The organism is Pseudomonas fragi (assembly GCF_025426255.1).
Lineage (GTDB): Bacteria > Pseudomonadota > Gammaproteobacteria > Pseudomonadales > Pseudomonadaceae > Aquipseudomonas > Aquipseudomonas kulmbachensis.
In genome coordinates, this window is sequence record NZ_CP104861.1 from 1,838,998 (window position 1) to 1,862,052 (window position 23,055).

Here is a 23,055-nt window from a genome sequence, read left to right on the forward strand (position 1 = left end):
TTTAGCGAGAGCCCTTCGCTAGTGCTTGACCGGGAGCAGAGTATCTACAGAGATACTTCAAGCGTGGGAGCGAGCCTGCTCGCGAATGTTCTTTGCGAGCAGGCTCGCTCCCACTGGGGGCTTGACCTAGAACAGAGTATCTACAACTTTCGGGTGTTGGTGTGTTCGCGGTGTCCCTTGCCTGTTTCTGTCAAAAGCGGCAGGTTAATTTTCCCCTGACTTCATCCGTTCCGTAGGGATAGCCGAGCCAACGCTCGATAGCCAACACGTACGGAAGAAGTCAGATGAATGCTGAGAAGTCCCTCAAACTTGCCCGCCGATTCATCGAGTTACCGCTGGAAAAACGCCGGTTATTCCTCGACGGTCTGCGGGCTGAAGGGATCGACTTTTCGCAGTTTCCGATTCCCGCCGATGTGCCCGCAACCGACCGTCAGTCGTTGTCGTATGCGCAGCGGCGCATGTGGTTTTTATGGCAACTCGACCCCCACAGTGGTGCATATAACCTGCCGGGCGCGGTACGCCTGACCGGCGCGCTGGATAGCGCCGCGCTGGAGCAGGCCTTTGCCCACCTGGTGCAGCGCCACGAAACCCTGCGCACGGTGTTTCGTCAAAATCCCGATGACAGCCTCGAACAGGCGCCGCTCACGGTTCCCCTCCAGGTCGAGCAGCTGGATTTCAGCCTGCTGCCCGTCATTGAGCGTGAACAGGCGGTCGCGGCCGAGGCTCAGCGCCAATCGCTGCAACCCTTTGATCTGGCCAACGGCCCGCTGTTGCGAATCAAGCTGCTCAAGCTCGCCCCACAGGAGCATGTACTGCTGCTGACCTTGCATCACATCGTGTCTGATGGCTGGTCGATGAATGTGTTGATCGACGAATTTATCCGCAGCTATGACGCTTTCGAGCGCGGCGAGTTGCCCGCGCTGGCTCAGTTGCCGATTCAATACAGCGATTACGCGTTGTGGCAACGCCGTTGGCTGCAGGCCGGTGAGCAGGCCCGGCAACTGGAATACTGGCAGTCACGGCTCGGTGACGAGCATCCTGTCATGGCCTTGCCCACGGATTATCCGCGCCCGGCGATGCCGAGTTATCGCGGCACCCGGTATGAATTTGCGGTTGCCCCGCAACTGGTCGAGCAATTGCGCGCCTTGGCGCAACAACACAATGTCACCCTGTTTATGCTGCTGTTGGGCGCGTTCAATATCCTCCTGCACCGCTACAGCGGCCAGGACGATCTGCGGGTCGGGGTGCCGATTGCCAATCGTAACCGGCGCGAGGTCGAGGGGCTGATCGGGTTTTTCGTCAATACCCAAGTGCTGCACACACAACTCAATGCCCAGACCTCGGTGGCCGAGTTGCTGGGCGCGGTGAAAGAGACCGCGCTCGGCGCCCAGGCACATCAGGAATTACCCTTCGAGCAACTGGTTGAGGCGCTCAAGCTTGAACGTAACCTGAGTCATAACCCGCTGTTCCAGGTGATGTACAACCACCAGCCGCAGGTCGCGGATATCGATACGGTGAATACCGCCTCCGGCCTGAAGTTGAGCCTGGTGGAGTGGGAAGGGCGTACCACCCAATTTGACTTGAGCCTGGATACTTACGAAAAAGCCGGCCAGCTGCACGCTGCCCTGACCTACGCCAATGACCTGTTTGACGGTGCGACCATCACCCGCATGGCTGGGCATTGGAGCAACCTGCTGCGAGCGCTGGTAGACAACCCTGAACGCCGGGTTGGCGAGTTGCCGATGCTCGATGCCAGCGAGTGGCAGACCCAGGTCCATGACTGGAACCGCACCCAGGTCGCTTACCCGACCCATACCTGCCTGCAGCAATTGATCGAAGCGCAGGTCGAGCGTACGCCGAATGCCATAGCCCTGGTGTTTGGCACGCAGTCCATGACCTTTGCGCAACTCAATGCTCGCGCCAACCAGCTTGCCAATCTGTTGCGCGAGCAGGGCGTGGGCCCGGACGTGCTGGTGGGTATCGCGCTGGAACGCTCGCAGGAGATGGTGGTGGGTTTGCTGGCGATCCTCAAGGCCGGTGGCGCCTACGTGCCGCTGGACCCGGAGTACCCGCAAGAGCGGCTGGCGTACATGATCGACGACAGCGCCATTGCGCTGTTGCTGACCCATAGCCGCTTGCTGGCGACGCTACCGGTGGCCGATGTGAAGGTCATCACTGTCGATCAACCTTCGGGTTGGCTGGACGACTACAGCGCCAGCAATCTCAACCTGGCCCAGGATTCGCAACACCTCGCCTACGTGATCTACACCTCGGGTTCTACCGGGCGCCCCAAAGGTGCGGGCAACACGCATGCGGCGCTGGTCAACCGCCTGTGCTGGATGCAGCAGGCTTACGCTCTGGGGGCAGACGATGCCGTGCTGCAAAAGACCCCGTTCAGTTTTGACGTGTCGGTGTGGGAGTTTTTCTGGCCGCTGCTCACCGGGGCCCGGTTGGTAGTAGCCCAGCCCGGCGAACACCGCGAACCGCTGCGCCTGATCGAGACCATTCGTCAGCAGCGCATCACTACGCTGCATTTTGTGCCGTCGATGTTGCAGGCGTTTATTCACGAAAGTGCAGTCGAGCACTGCACCAGCCTGCGCCGGATTGTCTGCAGTGGTGAAGCATTACCGGTGGACGCCCAGCAACAGGTGTTCGCCAAACTGCCCGCTACCGAGTTGTACAACCTGTATGGGCCGACCGAAGCCGCCATCGACGTGACGCACTGGACCTGCCTGGAGGAAGGCGCAGCCAGCGTGCCGATTGGTTTGCCGATTGCCAACCTGCGCACCTGTGTCCTCGACGCGAATCTGTCGCCCGTGGCGCTGGGGGTTGCCGGTGAACTGTACCTGGGCGGTGCTGGATTGGCCCGCAGTTACCATCGACGGCCGGCCCTGACCGCCGAGCGCTTTGTGCCGTGCCCGTTCAACCAGGGCGAGCGCCTGTATCGCACCGGTGATCTGGTTCGGCAGCGGGTGGACGGGGTGATTGAGTATCTGGGGCGCCTCGACCACCAGGTCAAGTTACGTGGCTTGCGCATTGAACTGGGGGAAATCGAAGCGCGTCTGGTCGAGCACGCAGCAGTGCGCGAAGCCGTGGTGCTGGTGCTCGATGGCAAGCAACTGGTGGCGTATGTGGTACTGCAAGATCCATTGCAGGCCGGCTGGCAGGCCGCACTCAGCGCGCACCTGCAACTCGCGTTGCCGGAATACATGGTACCCGGCCTCTGGCTCAGCCTTGAGCGCTTGCCGCTGTCGGCCAACGGCAAGCTGGAGCGCAAAGCCCTACCGCGCCCGGACCTCAGTGCGCTGCAACAAGGCTATGCCGCACCGGCCTGCGAGCTGGAGCAGCGCTTGGCCGATATCTGGCAAAACGTACTGGGCGTGGCGCAGATTGGCGTGGATGACAACTTCTTCGCCCTGGGCGGTGACTCGATTATCTCGATTCAAGTTGTCAGCCGAGCTCGTCAGGCCGGGATCGCGTTCAGCCCGCGAGATCTGTTCCAGCATCAGACCATTCGCAGCCTGGCCCGGGTCGCTGAGCTGAGCCAGCAAACCAGCATCGATCAGGGGCTCGCCAGTGGCGCTGTGGCATTGGCACCCGTGCAGCAGTGGTTTTTTGCGCAGCCAATGCCTCAACGTCACCACTGGAACCAGTCGCTGCTGCTGCACCCGCGTCAGCCGCTTGAGGGCGCTGTGCTGGAGCTGGCGCTGCGCTCGTTGCTGACGCATCACGATGGTCTGCGCTTGCGCTTCGAACAGCGCGACGGTCAGTGGCAGCAGGCCTATGCCGAACTGCCGACGGACAGCCTGCTGTGGCACCGGCAGGTGACTGGTGTGCAAGAACTCAATGCGCTATGCGAACAGGCTCAGCGCAGCCTTGACCTGCAACAGGGCCCGCTGCTGCGCGCGCTGTTGGTGGACATGCCCGATCACAGTCAGCGCCTGTTGCTGGTGGTCCATCACCTGGTGGTGGACGGCGTATCGTGGCGTGTATTGCTGGAAGATCTGCAGCAGTTTTATAGCGCTCCGAGCCAGCCGCCGCAGGCCAAGACCAGTGCCTATCAGGCCTGGACTGCACGCCTGCAAGGCGAGGCTTTGGCACGGGTCGATGAGTTGGCCTGGTGGCAGGCGCAGTTGGCCGGTGCCTGCAGCGACTTGCCCTGTGACCGTCCTGACGCGGGTTTGCAAAACCGCCACGGGCGCAAGCTGGAGCTCAAACTCGATGCCGAACTTACCCGCCAGTTGTTGCAAGTGGCCCCTGCAACCTATCGCACCCAGGTCAACGATTTGTTGCTGACGGCGTTGGCACGGGTGATTGGCCGCTGGAGTGGGCAGGCCAGCAGCTTGATTCAGCTCGAAGGCCACGGTCGAGAACAGCTGTTCGATGACCTCGATCTGTCGCGCACCCTGGGCTGGTTTACCAGCCTGTTCCCGGTACAACTGACTGCGCAAGGTGACTTCGGCACCTCGATCAAATCGATCAAGGAGCAACTGCGCAGTGTTCCGAACAAGGGCGTCGGTTACGGCCTGTTGCGCTACCTGGCAGGTGATGAGGTGGGCGCGCAGTTGGCGGGTTTGGCCACGCCGCGCATCACCTTCAACTACATGGGGCAGTTCGACCGTCAGTTTGACGAGCAGGCGCTGTTCGCCCCGGCCGCTGAAAGTGCCGGGTTGGCACAGGACGAAAACGCGCTGCTGGCCAACTGGCTGAGCATCGAGGGGCAGGTCTACGGCGGCGAACTGAGCCTGCAATGGAGCTACAGCCAGCAGATGTTCGATGATGCGACGGTGCAGGCGCTGGTTGACGATTACCGGCACGAGCTCAGCGCTCTAATCGAACACTGCGTGGGCTGTGAGGCGGGCGGCATGACCCCGTCGGACTTCCCTCTGGCATCGTTGACCCAGGCACAACTGGACAACCTCAAGGTGCCTGCCAGCGCCATTGAGGATATTTACCCACTGTCGCCGATGCAGCAGGGCTTGCTGGTGCACACCCTGCTGGAACCGGGCTCGGGTATCTATTTCATGCAGGACCGTTACATCATCGACAGCGAAATCGACCTGCCGCGCTTTACGGCTGCCTGGCACGCCGTAGTCCAGCGTCACGATGCACTGCGCGCTTCGTTCAGCCTCGACGAAGACGGCCAGATGCTGCAAATCATCCACCGCGATGCTGCGCCTAAAGTGCAACTTCACGACTGGACCGAACGCCCGCAGGCTGAGCACGAAGCGGCGTTGCAAGCGCTGCTGGCCGAGGACCGGGCGCAGGGTTTCGATCTGCTTAACAGCCCACCGTTCAGCTTGCGCCTGATCCGCCGCAGCGCAGGGCATTACTGGTTTATCCTCAGCAACCACCACATCCTGATCGATGCCTGGTGCCGCTCGCTGTTGCTGCAAGACTTCTTCACCCTTTACAGCGGCCAGCACAGCCTGCCGCCCGCGGCGCGTTATCGCGACTTTATCCAGTGGCTGCAAGAACAGGGTGAGAGCGCTGCGCTGAATGCCTGGACGGTTGAGCTGGAAGGTTTTGAACAACCCACGCCGTTGCCGTTCGACCGCCCTGTGCGCCGCCAGGGCGGGTTCTCCGAGATCGGCGATTGCTACGCCGACCTTGAACCGGCGCAGGGCCGTGCCTTGCGTGAACTGGCGCAGCGTTATCAGCTGACCGTCAACACCCTGACTCAGGCTGCCTGGGCGCTGGTTTTGCAGCGTTACAGCGGGCTGGATCAAGTGTTGTTCGGCGTGACGGTGGCTGGTCGCCCGATCAATCTTGCGCAAATGCAGGACACCGTGGGCCTGTTTATCAACAGCATCCCGTTACGTGTGCGCTTGCCTCGCGCCGGGCAAAGCGTCAGCGTGCAAAGTTGGTTGCAAGACTTGTTCGAGCACAACCTGGCGCTGCGCGAACACGAGCATTTGCCGCTGCTGAAGATTCAGGCATGCAGCGGGCTGGAAAAAGGCCAGTCGATTTTCGACAGCCTGTTCGTCTACGAAAACGCCCCGGTAGAAAGCGCGGTGGTCAGCGGTGCGCAGCAGATCAGCGCCAGGTCCGACAGCGCCCGCACTCACACCAATTACCCGATGACGGTGGTGGTGTACCCCGGCGATGCGCTGGGCTTGCACTTGTCTTACGACAAACGCTTCTTCGATGAGGCTACGGTCGAGTGCTTGCTGGCGGATTTCAAGCGCCTGCTGTTGGCGATTGGCGAGCATGCCGATGGCCAGTTCGCCGACCTGCCGGTGGTCGACGCCGCCGAACGTAGGCAACTGTTGCAGGCCGGTAACCAGACCGCCCGCGACTACCCGCTGGATCAAGGGTATGTACGCCTGTTTGAGGCGCAACTGGCGGCGCACCCTGACCGCGTGGTCGCCACCTGTCTTGAGCAACGCTGGACCTATCGCGAGCTGGACACCCGGGCCAATCGTCTTGCTCAAGCGTTGATCGCAGCCGGTATCGGCGTCGACCAACCGGTTGCGCTGCTGGCCGAGCGCAGCCTGGAGCTGCTGGGCATGATGCTTTCCAGCTTCAAGGCTGGCGCGGCTTACCTGCCGCTGGACCCGCAGTTGCCGCAGCAACGTCTGCTGGATCTGCTGCAACTGGGGCGGGTTCCGGCGCTGGTGGCCAGTGCTGCCTGTGGTGAACAGGCGCAGGCTTTGCTTGCGCTGCTGGCGCCTGAACAGCGGCCCCTGCTGTTGATCTGGGATGAGGTGCAAACCGCGGGCGGCTCTTGCGCCCAACCGCAGATCTACAGCGCGCCGAATAATCTGGCCTATGTGATCTTCACCTCGGGCTCGACCGGCACCCCCAAAGGGGTGATGGTCGAGCAGGCCGGAATGCTCAATAACCAATTGAGCAAGCAACCGTATCTGCACCTGACTGGCGCTGATGTTATTGCCCAAACCGCGTCCCAGAGTTTCGATATTTCGGTATGGCAGTTCCTTGCCGCGCCGCTGTTTGGCGCCCAGGTCGATATCGTGCCCAACGCCATCGCCCACGATCCGGCAGCGTTGTTGGCCCATGTGGCGGCGCGGGGCATCAGCGTTCTCGAGAGCGTGCCGTCACTGATCCAGAGCCTGCTCGACGAACCACAGGGTTCGCTCGCTGCACTGCGCTGGATGCTGCCAACCGGCGAAGCCATGCCGCCGCAACTGGCGCGGTGCTGGTTGCAGCGCTATCCGCAGATCGGTCTGGTCAACGCCTACGGCCCGGCGGAATGCTCGGACGATGTGGCACTGTTTCGGGTCGATGCTGCTTCGGTCGATGGCGCATATCTGCCGATTGGCCTGGCCACCGACAACAACCGTCTGTATGTGCTCGATGGCGGTTTGCAGCCCGTACCAACCGGTGTGGTGGGCGAGTTGTATGTGGCGGGTACTGGCGTGGGGCGCGGCTATTTCAGCGATCCGGCGCGCAGTGCGGCGGTGTTTATGCCCAACCCTTACGCGCAACAACCGGGCGAGCGCCTGTACCGTACCGGCGACCTGGCGCGGCGCCGCGCCGACGGTCAGCTGGAATATGTGGGCCGCATCGACCAGCAGGTAAAAGTGCGTGGTTTTCGCATTGAGCTGGGTGAAATCGAATCCCGTCTGCGCGAGCTGGATGGTGTGCGCGAAGCCGCGGTGGTGGTGCAGGAAGGTCCGACCGGCAAGGCGTTGGTCGCCTTTGTGGTGGCCGACGACGAGGCGCCGCACTGGAGCCAGTTGCGCGAGCAGCTCAAGGCCGGGCTCAAGTCCCGCTTGCCCGACTATATGGTGCCGCTGCAATGGCAGGTGCTGGACAGCCTGCCGCTCAATGCCAACGGTAAGGTCGACCGCAGGGCGTTGCCCCAGGCGGGTGACTGGCAACGCGAGGTGATTGCCCCGCTGGCCGGGATCGAAACCCGGATTGCCGCCATCTGGCAGCAGGTGTTGAAACTCGATGCAGTGGGCCGCGACGACAATTTCTTCGAGCTGGGCGGGCATTCATTGCTGGTCGCGCAAGTGGTGTCCCGCGTGCGTCAGCAATTGAATATCGAACTGCCCCTGAGCAGCCTGTTTGAAACCGCCAGCCTCAGCGACTTTGCCAGCCGTTGTGCGGCGCAACCGCCAACTGTCAGCCAGCCGCCATTGCGCCCGCTGGTTGGCGGCCAAGCAGATGTGTTGTCGTATGCGCAACAGCGCCAGTGGATCCTCTGGCAGCTTGACCCGGACAGTGCGGCGTACAACATTCCCGCAGCGCTACGGCTTAAAGGTGCGCTCAATCGTGATGCACTGCTGCGCAGTTTCAATGACCTGCAGGCACGCCACGCAACCCTGCGTACTACCTTCTCCCAGGATGGCGAACAGGCCCGTGGCGTGCTGCACGCCAGTTTGCCGTTGGCCTTGCGTGAGTTGATCCTCGATACCGTCAGTGAGGCGCAGATTGAAGCCCTGGTCAGCGAAGAAATGCGCCAGCCGTTCGACCTGCGCCACGGTCCGCTGCTGCGCGTGTTGCTGCTCAAGGTCGCGGCCGATGAGCATGTGCTGGTGCTGACTGTGCACCATATCGCCGCTGATGGCTGGTCGATGCAGGTGATGGTCGATGAGTTCAGTGCACTGTATGTGGCCCATGTTCAGGGGCAGGCACCGAACCTGGCGCCGCTGGTTGTGAGCTACGCCGATTACGCGGCATGGCAGCGCAACTGGCTGCAGGGAGGCGAGGGCGAACGCCAGTTGAATGCCTGGCGCGAAAAGCTCGGCACTCATCACGCGCCGCTGGAACTGGGCAGTGAGCTGACCCGCCCGGCGATTCGCAGCGAGCGCGGCGCACGTATCGAATTGACGGTTGAACCGCAATTGGCCAGCCAATTGCGGCAGTTGGCTCAGCAGCAAAATGTGACCCTGTTCATGTTGCTGCTGACCAGTCTGCAAACGCTTTTGCATCGCTACAGTGGTCAGTCGGCAATCAGTGTTGGCGTGCCGAACGCCGGGCGGGGCCGGATCGAAACCGAAGGCCTGATCGGCTTCTTTATCAATACCCAGGTGCTGCGCGCCGAGATCGACGGTCAGCAAACCTTTGCCAGCCTGTTGCAGCAGGTCAAACAAACGGCGCTATGGGCGCAGGCGCATCAGGAACTGCCGTTCGAGCAACTGGTAGAGGCACTGCAACCGCAGCGCAGCCTCAGCCACACGCCGCTGTTCGACGTGCTGTTCAACCATCAACGCCAGGTCGGTGACAGTGTTGAACGCACGCTGCCGGGCTTGACCGTGCAACGCATGGACTGGCAACAGCACAGCGCCCAGTTCGATCTGGCACTGGACACCGAAGAGCAGGGCGAGCAACTGCACGCCAGCCTGACCTATGCCAGCGATGTGTATGACCCTGCCACTATCGAACGTCTGGCCGGGCACTGGTTGAACCTGTTGCGCGCCGTGGTGCGTGAGCCGCAACAACGTATCGCTGGGTTGCCGATGCTTGATGAAGTCGAGCAGCAGGCGCTGATCGCGCAGTGGAACCCGCAGGTGCTGAGCCAGCCGCTGGCGCCGAATCTGCATCAAATGTTTGAGGCGCAAGTGGCCTTGCAACCTCAGGCCGTGGCGCTGCGCTGCGACGGCGATTCGCTGAGCTATGGCGCGCTTAACGCGCAGGCCAATCGCCTGGCGCACAAGTTGCGCGAACTGGGAGTGGGTGCGGAAGTACGGGTGGGGATTGCCACCGAGCGATCCATGGCGCTGGTGGTCGGGGTGTTGGCGATTCTCAAGGCCGGAGGTGCTTATGTGCCGCTCGACCCGCAATACCCTGCGGAGCGCTTGAGTTACATGATTGAAGACAGCGGCATTCAACTGCTGCTGACCCAGGAACATCTGCTGGAAAACCTGCCGCCACGGGTCGGGGTACAGGCCTTGTGCATGGAGCATCTGGGGCTGGATGCCTTTAGCCCCGAAAACCTGAGCAACCTCACGCAGCCCGATAACCTGGCCTATGTGATTTACACCTCGGGCTCAACCGGTCGGCCCAAAGGCGCACTGCTTAGCCATGCCAACGTCACTCGTTTGCTGGGCGCCACGGCAGATCAATTCGGGTTTGGCCCGAGTGATGTGTGGACGCTGTTCCACTCTTATGCGTTCGATTTTTCGGTTTGGGAGCTGTTTGGTGCGCTGTGTACCGGCGGTCGTCTGGTGATCGTGCCGTATTACATCAGCCGTGAACCTGAGGTGTTTCACCGGTTGCTGTGTGATGAACACGTGACGGTGCTCAACCAGACACCTACAGCCTTCCGGCAACTGCTGCCGATTGCCTGCAGCAGCCCGCACCCGCTGGCGTTGCGTTGGGTGATCTTCGGTGGCGAGGCGCTGCAAGCGTCGAGCCTGCGTCCGTGGTACGAACGCTTCGGTGATCGGCAAACCACGTTGGTGAACATGTACGGCATCACCGAAACCACGGTGCATGTGACGTACCGCGCCATCAGCCCGACTGATCTCGATGCCAGGGTGCAAAGCCCGATTGGTCGTCCGCTCAGTGACCTCAGCTGGTACTTGCTCGACAGCCAGTTGCAACCGGTGGCTGCGGGTTGCGCGGGTGAGCTGTATATCGCCGGGGCTGGGCTGGCGCGTGGGTATCACGGCCGCGCCGGGTTGACGGCCGAACGCTTTGTGCCAAGTCCGTTTGAACCGGGCACGCGGCTGTATCGCAGTGGCGATCTGGCTCGCCAGCGGGCCGATGGCAATATCGACTATCTGGGGCGGGCCGACCAGCAAGTGAAGATTCGCGGTTTCCGTATCGAACTGGGGGAAATCGAAGCCTGCCTCAAGCAGCAAGTCGGCGTCAGCGACGCGGTGCTGAGCGTGTATCAAGAGCAACTGTGCGCCTATGTGGTGGCCGACCAGCCCCCTGCTGACCCGCTGGCCTGGCGCGAGCAATTGCGTGCTGTGCTCAAGGGCGAGCTGCCGGATTACATGGTGCCCACACATTGGTTGCTGCTCGATGCGCTGCCACTGACCGGCAACGGCAAGCTTGATCGTAACGCCTTGCCGCTGCCCGACGCCGAACACTGGCAACGGCCTTACACCGCCCCCGTGGGTGAACTGGAAACGCAATTGGCGGCAATCTGGGCCAGCGTGCTGGAAGTCGAGCGGGTGGGGCGTCACGACAACTTCTTTGAATTGGGCGGGCATTCGCTGCTCGCGGCCCAGGCCAGCGCCAGGGTCGAACTGCAACTGGGCATCGAGTTGGCGCTACGGGCGCTGTTCGAAGCCGCTGACCTTCAAGCCTATGCCGCTCTGGCACAGGCGCAAACGCCTGCGGATAACGATGTTCGTCTGAGCGCACTTGAGTCGCTGCTCGACGAGATGGAGATCAACTGATGGAAAACTCTACCGCCTGGCGCATTGCCAACCGTTTCGCCAGCCTCGCGCCGCAGCAGCGTCGCGACTTTCTGCAAAAAATGCAGGAGCAGGGTGTCAGCTTCGGCCAGTTGCCGATACCGCTGACCGCACCTGCCGCTGAACCGTGCGAGCTGTCTTATGCCCAGCAACGCCAGTGGTTCCTGTGGCAACTTGACCCCGAAGGTGCGGCCTATCACATCCCGGCGGCCCTGCGTTTGCGCGGCGCGCTGAATGTGCCAGCGTTGCAGCACAGCTTCGATGCGTTGCTGGAACGCCATCACAGCCTGCGCAGCGTGTTTATTGAAACCGAAGGTCGGGTTCTCCAGCAGTTGCAAACCCCTACCGACCTTTCACTGACTTTGACCCAGCATGATCTGCGTGATCAGCCCCAGGCCGAACGCCTGAACATGGCCATGCAACTGCTGGAGCTGGATATAGCCCGGCCGTTTGATCTGCAACACGGCCCGTTGTTGCGAGTCAGCCTGTTGCAACTGGACGCCGACGATCATGTGCTGGTGCTGACCTTGCACCATATTGTTGCTGACGGCTGGTCGATGGGGGTACTGGTCGACGAGTTCTCGCAGCTGTACGCGGCCCATGTCCAGGGCAAGCCCCTTGAGCTACCCGCCCTGGCGATCCAGTACAGTGATTACGCGTTGTGGCAGCGCCGCTGGATGGAAGCCGGTGAGCTGGAGCGCCAGTTGGACTGGTGGCGCGGGCAATTGGGCAGCGAGCAGCCGGTGCTGGAGTTGCCCGGCGACCGTTCGCGCCCGGCGCAGCCCACGCAGCAGGGGGCGCGGCTGGACTTTGCACTGCCACCGGCGCTGGCCAAAGGCTTGATGAGCCTGGCCCGCCAGCGTGGCGTGACCCCGTTCATGCTGTTGCTGGCCAGCTTTCAGGTGTTGCTGCACCGCTACAGCGGTCAGACAGACCTGCGCATCGGCGTGCCGGTGGCCAACCGCAGCCGTGCAGAAACCTGTGGTCTGATCGGCTTTTTCGTCAACACCCAGGTGCTGCGCGCCGAGCTTGACGGGCGCTTGCCGTTTGCCCGGCTGCTGGAGCAAACCCGTGACCGTGCGCTGGATGCCCAAGGCTATCAGGACCTGCCGTTCGAACGTCTGGTGCAAGCGCTGCAAGGTGAGCGCAGCCTGAGCCACAGCCCGCTGTTCCAGGTCATGTTCAACCATCAGCAAAGTCGCCCCGGCGCACTCGGCGGGATGCTTGCCGGGCTTGAGGTTCAAAGCCTGGCGTGGCCGGGGCGCACGGCGCAGTTTGACCTGCAACTGGATACTCACGAAGAAGGCGAGCTGCTGCTGGCCAGCCTGACTTATGCCACCGATTTGTTTGATGCCGAGCGCATCGAGTGCCTGGCCGGGCACTGGCGCAACCTGCTGGCAAGTATCGTGGCCGATCCCGAATGCGCGATTGGCGAACTGGCGATGCTGTCGGCGGCTGAAGTCGAGGTCACCTTGCTCGGCCTGAATGCCACGCAGCAGGTCTATCCCGGCCCCGAATGCGTGCACCAGCATATCGAGGCGCGGGCTGGCGCGACCCCGGATGGTTGCGCGCTGGTGTTTGGCCAGCAGCGTCTGAGTTATGGCGAACTGAATCAGCGAGCCAATCGTCTGGCGCACCATTTGCGTGAATTGGGCGTCGGCCCGGAAGTCCGGGTCGGGGTTGCCTGCGAGCGCTCACTGGAGCTGGTAATCGGCCTGCTGGCGATCCTCAAGGCGGGTGGTGCCTATGTGCCGCTGGACCCGCAATACCCGGCCGAGCGACTGGCCTATATGTTCGAGGACAGCGGCATCAGCCTGTTGCTGACCCAGACACCGGTGTTGGCCAACCTGGCGCTACCGGCGGGGCTGGCCAGTCTGTGCCTTGAAAGCACGGCGCATTGGCTGGCCGAGTACAGCGCCGCGAACCTGGCAAATGTGGCCAGCGCACAAAACCTGGCCTATGTGATTTACACCTCGGGTTCCACCGGTCGCCCGAAAGGCGCTGGCAATAGCCATGGCGCCTTGTATAACCGTCTGGCCTGGATGCAACAGGCCTATGAACTGAACACCGCGGATCGGGTGTTGCAGAAAACCCCGTTCAGCTTTGACGTGTCGGTATGGGAGTTTTTCTGGCCGCTGATGCACGGCGCAACCCTGGTGGTGGCTGCTCCCGGCGCTCATCGCGACCCGCAGCAACTGGCGGCATTGATCGTCGAGCAGGCGATCACCACCCTGCATTTTGTTCCGTCGATGTTGCAAGCCTTTATCAGCGCTGACGAAGCGGCGCAGTGCCGCTCGTTGCGGCGCATTGTGTGCAGCGGTGAAGCGTTGCCGATGGCGTTGCAGCGCCAGACTCTTGAGCGCCTGCCACATGCGCAGTTGTACAACCTGTACGGGCCGACCGAAGCCGCCATCGACGTAACTCACTGGACTTGCGTCGAGGAGGGTCGCGACAGCGTGCCGATCGGACGGCCAATCGCCAACCTGCGCACCTATATTCTGAGTGCCGAGCTGCAGCCATTGCCGAACGGTGCGATTGGCGAGTTGTACCTGGCGGGCGCCGGGCTGGCGCGGGGTTATCATGCCCGCCCGGCTCTGACTGCCGAGCGCTTTGTGGTGGACCCGTTGGGCAGTGGCGAACGCTTGTATCGCACGGGCGATCTGGCGCGCTATCGCGTTGACGGCGCTATTGAGTACTGCGGTCGTATCGACCACCAGGTGAAAATTCGCGGGCTGCGTATCGAACTGGGCGAAATCGAAGCGCGCCTGCAAGAGCATCCCCAGGTGCAAGAGGCCGTGGTGTTGGCGTTGGACAACCAACTGGTGGCGTATCTGGTGCCGGTTGTTGCCCCGCAAGATCCGGCCAGCTGGCGCGAAGAACTGAAAGCGCATTTGCTGGTGAGCTTGCCGGATTACATGGTGCCCACGCACCTGATGCTGATCGATTGCATGCCGCTGAGCCCCAACGGCAAGCTGGAGCGCAAATTGTTGCCGTCGCCGCTGATCAATGTCAGCCAGCGTATTTTTGAAGCGCCGCGCAGTGCCAATGAACGGCAGTTGGCGGCAATCTGGCAAGACGTGCTGGGCCTGGAGCAGGTCGGGCGTCAGGACAATTTCTTTGAGCTGGGTGGCGACTCGATCATCTCCATTCAAGTGGTCAGCCGCGCTCGCCGCGCGGGTCTGGGTTTGCAGCCACGTGATCTGTTTCAGCAACCGACCCTGCATGCGCTGGCCGCGGTGGTTAGCCAGCAAGTCGCGGCGCCAATCGCCCAGGGCCCGGTGTTGGGCGCACAAGTGTTGACCCCGGTGCAACAGTGGTTCTTTGCCCAGCAGACGGTGCATAACCAGCACTGGAACCAGTCGGTTTTGCTTGCCGTGCGTGAGCCGCTCGACTTGCTGCGCCTGCAAACCGCGCTGCAACAGGTGCTGGCCCAGCATGACGCGCTGCGTTTGCAGTTCCGTCAGCAGGACGGGCAGTGGGCCGCGCACTACCGGCCATTGGACGGTGTGGCCGCCACCGATTTGCTGTGGACCGCACAAGTGCAAAGTGACGAGGCCCTGCAAGGTCTGTGCGACGAAGCTCAGCGCAGCCTGTCGCTGCACGATGGCCCATTGCTGCGCGCGGTGCTGATTGATCATGACGACGGCAACCAGCGTTTGCTGCTGGTGATCCACCACTTGGTGGTCGATGGCGTGTCCTGGCGGGTGCTGCTTGAAGACCTGCAAGCGGCTTATGCCTCTCAGGCGCTGGGGGAAAAAACCAGCTCGCTGCAGGATTGGGCGTTGCAGTTGAATGCTTATGCGCAAAGCGAGGATCTGGCGGCGCAATTGCTGTGGTGGCAGCAACAGTTGCAGGGTGTCAGCGGCGAGTTGCCGGATGCGCGTGCCAACGCCAGTCAGGCAGTGCGGCATCGGCAGGTGGTCAGCATGGGGCTGGATCGCGAACAAACCCGCCAATTGCTGCAACAGGCGCCAGCGGCCTATCGCACCCAGGTCAATGATTTGCTGCTGACCGCCCTGGCCCGTGCATTGTGCGACTGGACCGGCGAACCGACAGCGTTGATCCAGCTCGAAGGTCACGGGCGTGAGGACTTGTTCGAGAACATTGACCTGACCCGTACCCTGGGCTGGTTTACCAGCCTGTTCCCGGTGAAGTTGACCCCGGCAGCCGGACTTGGCGAGTCCATCAAGGCAATCAAGCAGCAACTGCGTGAAGTACCGGGCAAGGGCCTGGGGTTTGGATTGCTGCGCTATCAGGGGGATGCGCAGGCACAAGCCAGCCTCGCGGCTTTGCCAGCAGCGCGGGTGACGTTCAACTACCTGGGCCAGTTCGACCAGAGCTTCAGCGAGGACGCGCTGTTTGTGCCAGCCCAAGAGGCCAGCGGCGCCGCGCAAAGCCCCGATTCGCCGCTGGCCAACTGGCTCTCGGTGGACGGCCAGGTGTTTGGCGGCGAATTGAAACTGGACCTGAGCTTCAGTCAGGAGTGCTTCGACAAACATCAGATTGAGGGCCTGGCCGCGGGCATTCAGATGCATTTGCAGGCGCTGGTAGAGCATTGCCTGAACCCGCAGCACAGCGGCGTGACCCCCGCGGACTTTGCGCTGGCGAATTTGACCCAGGCGCAACTGGACCAACTGCCGGTCACGCCACGGCAGATTGAAGACCTGTATCCGCTGTCGCCGATGCAGAGCGGTTTGCTGTTTCACAGCCTGTACGAGCCGCAGGCTGGGGCTTACGTCAATCAACTCAGCGTGGAGGCCAAAGGTCTGGACGCGGCGCGCCTGGCCCAAGCCTGGCAAGCGACGCTGGATGCGCATCCGATTTTGCGCAGCGGGTTTCACTGGCCTCAGGGCGCAACCGCCCCGGTGCAACTGGTACAGCGTTCGCTGCAATTACCGCTGACCGTGCTCGACTGGCGCGGGCGTGCCGATCAGGCTGGCGAATTGCAATTGTTGGCCCGCAGCGAGCGTTTGCAGTTCGATCCGGCGCAGCCGCCGCTATTGCGTCTGGCGCTGGTGCGCCTTGACGAACAACGCCAGCAGTTGATCTACACCCACCACCACTTGTTGCTCGATGGCTGGAGCAATGCGTTGCTGCTCGGCGAGGTGTTGCAGCGCTACGCCGGGATAGAAGTAGCTCCCGCGCAGGGCCGCTTCGGTGACTATATCGGCTGGCTGCAAGCCCAGGATCCGGTGGCCGACGAAGCCTTCTGGCGCGCGCAACTGGCGCCACTGCAGAGCCCGACCCTGTTGGCGCAGAGCCTGCCCCATACGCCTTCAAACGGTGTCGACTACGCCGACCATCACCAACTGTTCGATACACAACTGAGCGCCGACTTTGCGGCGTTTGCCCGCCAGCACAACATCACCCTCAACACGCTGGTGCAAGGCGCCTGGGCCGTGCTGTTGCAGCGCTATAGCGGCCAGCAGAGCGTGGCATTTGGCGCCACTGTGGCGGGGCGGCCGGTGGATTTGCCGGGGGCGGAGCACCAGCTCGGGCTGTTTATCAACACGTTGGCGGTGATCACTCAACCGCAAGCGGCCGAGAGCGTGGCGCACTGGTTGAGCCGCTTGCAGGCACATAACCTGGAACTGCGTGAGCATGAATTTACCGCGCTCAGTGATGTGCAGCGCTGGGCGGGACGCGCCGGTGAGCCGCTGTTCGACAGTTTGCTGGTATTTGAAAACTTCCCCATTGGCGAGGCCTTGCAGCAGGGGGCGCCACAGGGGTTGAGCTTTTCGTTGCCGGACAACCATGAGCGCACCAACTACCCGCTGACCCTGGCCGCGGTGAGTGAAGGCCAGTTGCGCCTGACCTGGAGCTTTTTACTCAGTCACTTTACGCCGTCAGTGATTGCCCGCATGAGTGAGCACCTGGCCTGCCTGCTGCGGGGCATGATTGCCGCGCCGCAAGCCAGTCTTGGCGAGTTGCAGTTGTTGAGCGCTGCCGAACAACACCAGCAATTGCAGGACTGGAACCGCCAGCCGGGAGCCGCGAGCGAGCTGTGCGTGCATCAGTTGATCGAAGCGCAGGCGGCTATTCGCCCTGAGGCAACGGCGTTGATCTTTGACCGGACTACGTTCACCTACGCCGACCTCAATCAGCGCGCCAACCGTTTGGCCCATCGCCTGCGTGAGTTGGGAGTGGGCCCGGAAGTGAGGGTGGGGCTGGCGTTGGAACGCTCGCCACAGATGATTATCGGCTTGCTGGCGATTCTTAAGTCCGGTGGCGCCTATGTACCGCTGGACCCGGCTTACCCGGCCGAGCGCCTGAGCTATTTGATGCAGGACAGCGGTATTGCGCTGTTACTCAGCCAGTCCTGGTTGCGCAAGGGGCTGCCGCATATCGACGGTTTACCGGTGCTGGAACTGGACCGCGAAGACATCGCTTGGTTGCCTGCGAGCAATCCGCCCAACCTCACGCAACCACAGAACCTGGCCTATCTGATCTACACCTCGGGCTCCACTGGCCGCCCCAAAGGCGTGAGCGTGGCCCACGGTCCGCTGGCCATGCATTGCCTTTCAATTGGCGAGTTGTATGGCATGACTCCGGATGACCGCGAGCTGCAATTTGCCTCCATCAGTTTCGACGGTGCCCACGAGCGCTGGTTGACCCCGCTGGTCTTCGGCTCGGCGTTGATGCCGCGCGATGACGAAGTATGGAGCGCCCAGCGCACCTGCGAAGAAATCGAGCGCCACGGCATCACAATTGCCTGTTTTACCCCAAGTTACTTGCTGCAAATGGCCGATTACATGGGCGAAGCCGGGCGCAAGCTGCCGATTCGTTCTTACACCGTGGGCGGTGAAGGCATGCCCAAGCACGCGTTTGATGAGGTGCAGCGAGTGCTGCAACCACCGCGCATTATCAACGGCTACGGCCCGACCGAAACCGTGATTACGCCGCTGATTTGGTGCGCCTACCCGGACACCCGATTCGAGTCGGCGTTCTTGCCCATAGGTCGCCCGGTGGGCGAGCGCAGTGCCTATGTGCTGGACGCCAGCTTGCAGCCGCTGCCGGTAGGGGTGGCCGGTGAGTTGTATCTGGGTGGCGAAGGTGTCGCCCGTGGCTACCATCAGCGCCCGGCCCTGACCGCCGAACGCTTTGTGCCCGATCCATTCGTGGCGGGCGCGAGGCTGTATCGCAGTGGCGACCTGGCACGGTTGCGTGACGACGGTGTGGTCGAGTATCTGGGGCGTATCGATCAGCAGGTGAAGATTCGCGGGTTCCGCATCGAACTGGGCGAAATCGAGGCCTGCCTGTTGGAGCACGATGGCGTGCGCGAGGCCTTTGTAGTCGATCGCGATGGCCCGGTGAGTCGTCAGTTGGTCGGTTATATCGTGGCCCGTGATCCGCTGGCCGACGAGGCCGGGTTGCGTGAACATTTGATTACTCACCTGAGCAGCCGCTTGCCGGCGCATATGCTCCCCGCGCACCTGATGTGCCTGGCGGCCTTGCCGTTGACCCCCAACGGCAAGCTTGATCGTCAGGCCCTGCCTGCCCCTGAGGCCAGTCGCCAGGTGCTTGACCGAGTGCTGCCGGAAACGGCGGCCGAAGTACTGTTGGCCGATATCTGGCAAGACTTGCTGGGGTTGGAGGCGATCAGCGTCACGGAAAACTTTTTTGAACTGGGCGGCGATTCGATTATTTCGTTGCAGGCGGTGAGCCGTGCCGGGGCGCAAGGGTTGGTCTTTACTCCCAAGCAACTGTTCGAAGCGCAAAACATCCGTGCCTTGGCGGCGGTTGCGATCAATACCGGGCCGCAAGCGCTGCAGCGCATCGAGACCTTGCCCTTTGCCCTGGTGCCCCATGCCGTGGCGGTGGACCGCAGTGCGCTGGATGATCTGTATCCGCTGTCGCCGATGCAGCAGGGCATGTTGTTCCACTGTATTGAATCGCCAGAGCTGAACCTTTACGTCAACCAGCTCAGCGTGGCGGTAGAGGGGTTGCAGGTGCAGCGGTTTTGCAGCGCCTGGCAAACCCTGCTGGAACGTCACGAAGTGCTGCGCACCGCCTTTATGTGGCGCGACGGCCTGGCCGACCCGTTGCAGGCGGTGTATCAGCACGCCGAGTTGCCGATTGTCGAACTGGACTGGCGTGAGCATGCGGCCCCTGAGTCGGCATTGCTGGCGTTGGCGGCTGACGATCAGGCCCGGGGTTTTGACCTCAGCTGCCCGCCGTTGATGCGCTTTACCCTGGTGCGTCTGGACGACAACCGGTTCCAGATGATCTGGACCTACCATCATTTGTTGCTGGACGGTTGGAGCGCTTCGCGCCTGCTCGGCGAAATGCTGCGCTTGTACGCCAAACAAACACTGCCGTGCATGAGCGGGCGTTATGCCGACTACATCAGTTGGCTGGCGCGCCAGGACGTGACGGCAGCCGAAGGCTTCTGGCGTGAGCGTCTGGACGTATTGCAAGCGCCGACAATCCTGGCCAATGCGGCCAATACCGATGGCAGCGGGCATGGTGTGCTCTACAGCTATCTGGATAGCGCTGCGAGCCGTCGATTGCATGCATTTGCCAGCAGCCAGAGAGTGACGCTGAACACGGTGGTGCAAGCAGCCTGGATGTTGCTGCTGCAACGTCACACCGGGCAACGCAGCGTGGCCTTTGGTGCCACGGTTGCCGGGCGGCCGACGCAACTGGCCGGGGCGCAAGACATGCTCGGGCTGTTTATCAATACCCTGCCGGTAATTCAGACCCTCGATCCGCAACAGGCGCTGGGCGACTGGCTGCGCCAGTTACAGGACTACAACCTAGCGATCCGCGATTTTGAACATACGCCGCTGGCGGATATTCAGCGCTGGGCCGGGCAGGGCGGGCAAGGGTTGTTTGACAGCATTATCGTGTTTGAAAACCACCCGGTGGACCGTGCCTTGCGCGGCGAGCAGGACGGCGAGCTGAAGTTCGCCGAGGTGGGCAGCGGTGGGGTGACTAACTTCCCGATGGACTTGATGATCAGCGCCACCGACCAGGGGCTTGAGGTGGAATACCTGTACCTGCGCGAGCGTTTCGATGCGGTAACGGTAGAGCGCATTCGCAGCCAGTTTGAAGGCTTGCTGGCGCGCTTGCCGCTGGATGGCAATTGCCTGATCGGTGAGATCGGCCTGCCCCATGGACGGATCGAAATGGCGCAGGTCCCGGCGCCAGTGCGGGATCTGGTGCAGGGCTTTATGGCACAGGTTGCAGTGCAGCCGCAGGCGTTGGCCTTGATCTGCGATGGCCGCGAGTTGAGCTATGCCGAACTTGACCGTCAGGCCGATGCGCTGGCGCTGCACTTGCAGGCGCGGGGGATTGGTCCGGAGCAATTGGTAGCCGTCGCACTGCCGCGTTCGGAGCAAACCATTGTGGCGTTTTTGGCGGTGCTCAAGGCAGGGGCAGCCTACTTGCCGCTGGACCTGGATTACCCGGCCGAGCGCCTCGGGTTTATGTTGGCAGACTCGGGAGCGAGCCTGTTGCTGTGCCACAGCGATGTCGATCAACGCGTGGCGTTTAACGGCGTCACGCCACGGCTGTTGCTCGATCAGTTGCCGGTACGGGATGGCACGCCACGTGCGGTGCGGTCGTTGCCTGGGCATCTGGCGTATCTGATTTACACCTCGGGTTCTACTGGCCAGCCCAAGGGCGTGGCGGTGGCCCGCGAGCCGATTGCGCGGCATTGCCAAGGGATTATCGACCTCTATGAGTTGAGCCCGGCCAGTCGCGAACTGCACTTTATGTCGTTCGCCTTTGACGGTGCCCAGGAGCGCTGGCTTGGCGTGCTGCTGGCAGGCGGTAGCCTGGTGATTCGCGACGACAATCTGTGGACCCCGGAGCAGACCCTGCAGGTATTGCATCAGCAGCGGGTGACCGTGGCGTGCTTCCCGCCAGCCTATCTGCAACAACTGGCTGAAGTGGCCCTGGCACAGGGCAATCCACCGGCGGTGCACACTTATTGCTTTGGTGGCGATGCAGTACCGCACGCCAGTTTCGAGCTGGTCAAACGTGCCCTGCAACCCCAGCGGCTGGTCAATGGCTATGGCCCGACCGAGACCGTGGTTACGCCTTTGCTGTGGCGGGCCGAAGCGAGCGAGTGTTGTTACGCCGCTTACGCCCCGATTGGCCGCAGTGTGGCGGGGCGGGGCGTGTATGTACTCGATGCGGACATGAATCCGTTGCCGGTGGGGGTCAGTGGTGAGTTGTACTTGGGCGGCGAATGTCTGGCCCGTGGCTACCATCGCCAGCCGGGGTTGAGCGCCGAGCGCTTTGTACCAGATCCGTTCGCCGCCAGTGGCGGACGCATGTACCGCACCGGCGACCTGGTGCGCCAGCGTGAATGCGGGCTGATCGACTATCTGGGCCGTCTGGACCAACAAGTAAAAATTCGTGGCTTCCGTATCGAACCGGGGGAAATCGAAGCGCGTTTGCGTCAGTGCGACGGTGTGCAGGATGCGGCGGTCAAGGTCATCGAGGGCGCGAGCGGCAAACAGTTGGTGGGCTATGTGGTGGCGGCGCGCGGCACGATTTCGGAACGCCAACTGAAAGCGCAATTACAGGCACAACTGCCGGACTACATGGTGCCCAGCCATATCGTGCTACTGGAGCGTTTTGCGCTGTCGGCCAATGGCAAATTGGATCGCCGTGCATTACCCGAGCCGCAATTGCTTCAGGGCCACTATCGTGCACCGCGTAATGCACTGGAACAGGCGTTGGCCGGGATCTGGCAGGAGGTGCTGGGGCTGGAGCAGGTGGGCATCGACGATAACTTCTTTGAGCTGGGTGGTGATTCGCTACAGGTGCTTAAGGTCATCTCGCGAGTGCGCAATCAGCCAGAGCTGGGTTTGAGTCTCAAGCTGCGCGACCTGATGCAAAAGCCGTGTATTGCCGAACTCAGCGGCTTTGAACCTGTGGTTACAGGTCAAGCACCTGATCCGTTGCTGGCACTTAACAGTCGAGTCGAAGCAGTGCCGCCGTTGTTCTGCCTGCATGCCGGTTTTGGCACGGTGTTCGACTACGAACCGCTGGCGCGTAAATTGGACGGGCGGCGCAGTGTCTATGGAGTGCAATGCCGCATGTTGCTGGACCCCGAATGGCAGGATGGGTCGTTGCAGAGCATGGCGCAGGCCTATGCCGAGCGCATCCGCCAGCAGCAGGAGCACGGCCCCTATCACTTGCTGGGCTGGTCACTGGGCGGGGCGTTGACGGTGCTGGTGGCCCAGGCCCTCGAGGCTCAAGGTCAGCAAGTGGCATTTGCCGGGCTGGTAGACAGCTATGTAGCGGGCACTGCTGAAGCCAGTGACGGGCGTGAAGACTTGCAGGACTTTTTGCGCTTTGTGCTGGGCGTGCCGCAAGCCGAGGCGCAGCTGTTGACGGCGACTGGCGCCGGTGCCGAGCAGGTGATCGAGGCGGCCATGGCTGAGCCGCGCAGCAGTCTGGGTGAGCATGGATTACTGGGCGCGGCGGAGTTGAGTCACATCTTTGCCGTGGGTACACGTCTCAAGCAATTGGCCCTGGACCAGCGCTCACTGCCTCGGACTCGGGTAGCGGCACATCACTGGTGGGTGGTCGGGCGTGAAGACGAACGTCGGGTACATGCGGCGCAAATGGGTCCCGGGGCGGGGCATGAGGTGTTGAGCGGTGGCCATTATGAGCTGCTGCGTCACGCCACCTTGCTCAAGCAACTGGATGAATTGTTGGAGCCTGAACTGGCTTGATCTTTGTTGAGCAAGAAGGAAAC

At 62.1% G+C, this 23,055-nt stretch carries 2 protein-coding genes; both read left to right on the forward strand.

All coding sequences use genetic code 11. The features are described 5' to 3' along the window. Window positions 1–284: 284 nt before the first annotated feature. Window positions 285–11,321, forward strand: coding sequence for a non-ribosomal peptide synthase/polyketide synthase (locus N7D90_RS08545; protein WP_261741748.1), 11,037 nt, complete (start codon window positions 285–287; stop codon window positions 11,319–11,321). Then, window positions 11,321–23,032, forward strand: a complete 11,712-nt coding sequence (locus N7D90_RS08550) for an amino acid adenylation domain-containing protein (protein ID WP_261741749.1) — start codon at window positions 11,321–11,323, stop codon at window positions 23,030–23,032. Before N7D90_RS08545 ends, N7D90_RS08550 begins: the two co-directional genes overlap by 1 nt. Window positions 23,033–23,055: the final 23 nt, after the last annotated feature.

What these genes read in the sequence shown, in the direction of transcription:
- N7D90_RS08550 (WP_261741749.1), top strand. Translation starts at nt 11,321, where the DNA reads ATGGAAAACTCTACCGCCTGGCGCATTGCCAACCGTTTCGCCAGCCTC.
- N7D90_RS08545 (WP_261741748.1), top strand. Translation starts at nt 285, where the DNA reads ATGAATGCTGAGAAGTCCCTCAAACTTGCCCGCCGATTCATCGAGTTA.